Consider the following 4259-nt stretch of genomic DNA (forward strand, 5'->3'; position numbering starts at 1 on the left):
GAGCAGTGGTGTAGAGGCCTAACATGCCAGCCTGTCACGCTGGAGATCGCGGGTTCGAATCCCGTCTGCTCCGCCATAATGCCGGCGTAGCTCAATTGGTAGAGCAACTGACTTGTAATCAGTAGGTTGCGGGTTCAAGTCCTGTCGCCGGCTCCATGTTTTATCAACGTTTGAATAGATTCAATATAGTAGAGACTGTTTCTCCTTTGAGAAGTAGTCTCTTTTATTTTTCTTTCATTATAATATTGCTTGAAAATAATATTATCTAAAACTGTATTTTTTAGAGCCATCCTGAAGTCGACGATGGTCAATCCATATATATTGTCTCATTTGTGGGACGGTTTTTTATTTCCTTGCATGTATTCATAATACATAATACTTTAAAATCTATGGAAGTTTTTCCTTAGTTGACAAAAAGATTTAAGCTACTTATAGTTATTTATAAAAGAAGCAAAATTGCTGCAATTGTGAAAAGTTTAATAAATGATAGGTTTGTCGAAATCGATTAACTCAACAAAAATATGAGGTGGGAGAATAATGACAAATCAAAAACCAAGGATAGTCATCTTAGGTGCCGGGTACGGCGGAATATTAACTACCGTACACCTGCAAAAGCTCCTTCAGTCTGATGAAGCGGAAATCATTTTAATCAATAAACATGATTATCACTATCAGACGACGTTGCTTCACGAAGTTGCTGCCGGTACAGGCGATGAAAACCGTATTTGTATTCCGATCAAGGAAGTTATCGACACACAACGTATTCGCTTTATCAAAGACACTGTTCTTGGTGTTCAAAAAGAGGAACGACAGGTTATTCTCAGTCACAGTGGAACGATTACATATGATTATTTAGTGGTTGCTCTAGGATTTCAACCGGCTACTTTCGGAATACCGGGGATCCTGGAACACGCATTAACGATCCGAAGCATGAACTCGGCTCGCAAGATTCGCAACAAAATCGAATCCCTTTTCGCAGATTTTGCACGTGTAAAAGACGTGAAAGAATCGTTGACTCTTATCGTAGGCGGAGCTGGCTTTACAGGTATCGAGTTCGTTGGAGAACTGGTTGAGAGAGTGTCTGAGCTTTGTAAAAAGCATGAAGTTGACCGTCAACGTGTACGGTTGCTCAATGTAGAGGGCGGCCCCGGAATTTTGGGTGCTTTTGATCCCTCTCTAGCAGCTTATGCCAAAGAATCGCTCCAACGTATGGGCGTTGAGTTTCGCCTTTCGACGCGGATTAAATCCGTGGACGCCCAAGGAGCAATCCTTGCGACTGATCAAGGGGAAGAAAGAATCAGTCCAGCGACGGTAATCTGGACCGGTGGCGTGCAAGGGAACTCGGTTGTCTGCGGTACGGCTTTTGACGCTCCACGAGGAAGAATCCCCGTTGAAAAGGATTTGCGCATAAAAGGATATGAAAACGTATTTGTGATTGGCGACTGCTCTGCTGTAATGGATCCTCAAACAGAGCGGCCCTTTCCTCCGACAGCACAGTTAGCTGTCATGCAATCGACAACCTGTGCGCGTAATCTTACCTCTCTGATTCGTGGCGAACGAAGCTTAGAGGCCTTTCATCCGCTCATGAAAGGCTCTGTTGCATCAATAGGAGCTCACGATGGGGCCGGTGTCATCTTGGGACTTAAAACGCGTGGTAAACTAGCTGTTTTGGCGAAAGCCATTGTGGATAATCGGTATTTGTATATCCTAGGTGGTCCCAAACTTTTATTCGGTAGAGGAAAGTTTACGATGTACTGCATGCAAACCGCTTATACGGCTTCCTCGGGCGGAAAATAAATCCTCTACAATCGTGGAAAACGCCACCGTCTAAAAAAGACGTGGGCGTTTTTTGCTTATGGTGTCACTTCGATTTCACTAAGCAGGCCTTTTATAGTCTCACTTTCTATATCAGTAAGATCTTCCCCGTCTGTTAACTTTGCCAATAAGGCTTCGATCATTTGAACGTCCGATTCATCGCCACTTTGCTCAACGGCCCAATTTAAGGCTTTGGCGGCTTGATCTAAATTGTGCAGAGGAGGCATAGATTGAATCACTCCTTTCTAACTAAAATGGAATCTATTGAGTAACATATTCGCTACTGGATTGCTAATTCCTTCAAATCCTAACAATCACAAGGTGTCGTAAAATTATTTGTAGGCTTTTGAAGGCTGAACTGATAAACTAAAATTAGGAAGAGTATTACGTTAAGGATGAAAAGCGATGCGGTCCTTTTTAGCAGAATTGCAAAAGAAAATACTGCTTCATGATGAAGATGTCTCTAAGATACGAGATTACGTACAAAAGAAGCTTGCCCGCGATGACGCCAGACTACGGGCAACTGTTTTGGCCGACGCAATTCATCGTGTTTTAGACCGTCATATGCAATGCTTTGAAGGGGAAACGCGCGCTCAAATTCGAAAGAAACTTATCGAACGGGCGGTCATTCAAAATCATTTTACTATTGATGCTGGCCAGCTTTTTCAGGTGACATTAACCCTTGATAAAGAAGAAAAGAACCAGCGAAAGGGAATTCTTGAGTCATTATGGTATTTTGTCAATCATGATCAAGGCCTAACGCTCTCTATGGACACGCTTCAGGAATTTGCTCAACTTATCTCGAAACAAGCCCAGGGGAAAGACGACCACTTTTGGGAAGAAATTTTTGATGCTTGGGAAGTAAAGCAAAAGCCGGATTCAGTACAGAATGTCGATCGAGTTTCCTCTGATGAACCTTTAATTCCAAAAGCTTTAAAACAGGATTTAGATATATACTTTGGTCAGAATGGTTTTGAAAAAGCGAGTGTTAAATCGAGTAATATTATTACCCGAAAAGTTACACGTGAAATGCTCCCTCCGGGTATTAAGGAACCCGTTACGTCACCCCTAGCTCCTCCGAAAATTTCCCTGTCTTCCAAAGTGGTTTCCTTTTTAGGAGAATCGGAAAAGGGATCTGAAAGGAGAAGTAAATCGAAAGTATTGCTGGCAACAGCTGCAGTAGCGATAGTTGCTTCTTTTGTGCTGGTACCTGTGATTTTAGGTTCACCCGGTTTTACATTAACCTCTTGGGCAGAAAAAGATGGCGAAAAAGCTTTGAATCCTGTGGTCAGAAATAGCAGTCAAAAACCTCAGAACGAATTGCCTGATATACTACGATATCATCCCGTTAATGTTGAGGCGTTGCGTCAGTGGTTACAACAAAAGAATTCACTATTAGCAGATGAACCTTATTTATCAACAATCATAAACATCTCGAAGGAATATGACATACATCCTTTCTTAATGATTGCCATTACCGGACAAGAACAGGCTTTTGTTCCGAGAAATGTCGATAATGCTCGAAAAATCGCGAATAATCCATTTAACGTCTATCATAGTTGGCAGGATTATAACACTGATATTAATGATTCAGCTCGAATCGCTGCGGTGACGATTATCAATCTCAGCAAGGATCGACCGGTAAAGGCCGACCCTATTGCATGGATTAACACGAGATATTCGGAAGATAATCGTTGGTTTATCGGTGTTGAAGCTATATTTACACAATTAGTAGATGAGGCAAAAGGCCCTCAGGGATAAAGTTCCATTGACTTCTGTATCCGTCCGTGATAAAAATATATACTGTCACTGCGAGACAGCACGATGAAGAATGAATGAAGTTATTTTGTAAGAGATACCAGTTGACGTTTTTCATCAAAAGTGATACTATTTAATTCCGTCGCCGGTGCAGTGGCGGCTAAGATTGGTCCTTGAAAATCAAACAGTTGTTAAAGCAAAAGCGTGCGAACTAAAGTCAATTCGGCCCGCGTGAGCGGGAAGGATGGACAACTTCTTACGAGTCGATGACTTCTTTTCTAAGTGGCATTAACTCGACAAGAAATTTTATCAATAAGAGCTTGACTCAAGCTTGTCTACAATATTTTGTGGAGAGTTTGATCCTGGCTCAGGACGAACGCTGGCGGCATGCCTAACACATGCAAGTCGAACGGAGCACGGATACTTCGGTGGAAGTGCTTAGTGGCGGACGGGTGAGTAACGCGTGGATAACCTGCCTGAGAGTGGGGGATAACAGCCCGAAAGGGCTGCTAATACCGCATAACGTTGTCTGGGGACATCCCCGGACAACCAAAGGAGCAATCCGCTCTTGGATGGGTCCGCGTCCGATTAGCTAGTTGGTGAGGTAATAGCTCACCAAGGCGACGATCGGTAGCCGGCCTGAGAGGGTGAACGGCCACACTGGGACTGAGACACGGCCCAGACTC

The 4259-nt window shown here is 43.2% G+C and carries 3 protein-coding genes, 1 tRNA gene and 1 rRNA gene; 4 read left to right on the forward strand and 1 reads right to left on the reverse strand.

Going from position 1 to position 4259, the window contains the following annotated elements; translation table 11 throughout:
* Positions 1 to 80: 80 nt before the first annotated feature.
* Positions 81 to 156: transfer RNA gene (locus H1S01_RS19580), tRNA-Thr, on the forward strand.
* A gap of 381 nt (positions 157 to 537) precedes the next feature.
* Positions 538 to 1797, forward strand: a complete 1260-nt coding sequence (locus H1S01_RS19585; protein WP_188042069.1) for an NAD(P)/FAD-dependent oxidoreductase — start codon at positions 538 to 540, stop codon at positions 1795 to 1797.
* 56 nt (positions 1798 to 1853) lie between these two features.
* Here the strand turns inward: H1S01_RS19585 and H1S01_RS19590 are convergent, their stop codons facing one another.
* Positions 1854 to 2042: a hypothetical protein gene (locus tag H1S01_RS19590; RefSeq protein ID WP_188042070.1), complete on the reverse strand. Its 189-nt coding sequence runs from the start codon at positions 2040 to 2042 to the stop codon at positions 1854 to 1856.
* 178 nt (positions 2043 to 2220) lie between these two features.
* Between H1S01_RS19590 and H1S01_RS19595 the strand changes: the two genes are divergently transcribed.
* Both H1S01_RS19595 and H1S01_RS19600 read left to right on the forward strand, forming a co-directional pair.
* On the forward strand, positions 2221 to 3576 hold the full coding sequence (locus H1S01_RS19595; protein ID WP_188042071.1) for a hypothetical protein: 1356 nt from the start codon (positions 2221 to 2223) through the stop codon (positions 3574 to 3576).
* 341 nt (positions 3577 to 3917) lie between these two features.
* Positions 3918 to 4259, forward strand: a 16S ribosomal RNA gene (locus H1S01_RS19600); the annotation flags it as partial.

Source organism: Heliobacterium chlorum (genome assembly GCF_014502795.1).
Classification (GTDB): Bacteria; Bacillota; Desulfitobacteriia; order Heliobacteriales; family Heliobacteriaceae; genus Heliobacterium; species Heliobacterium chlorum.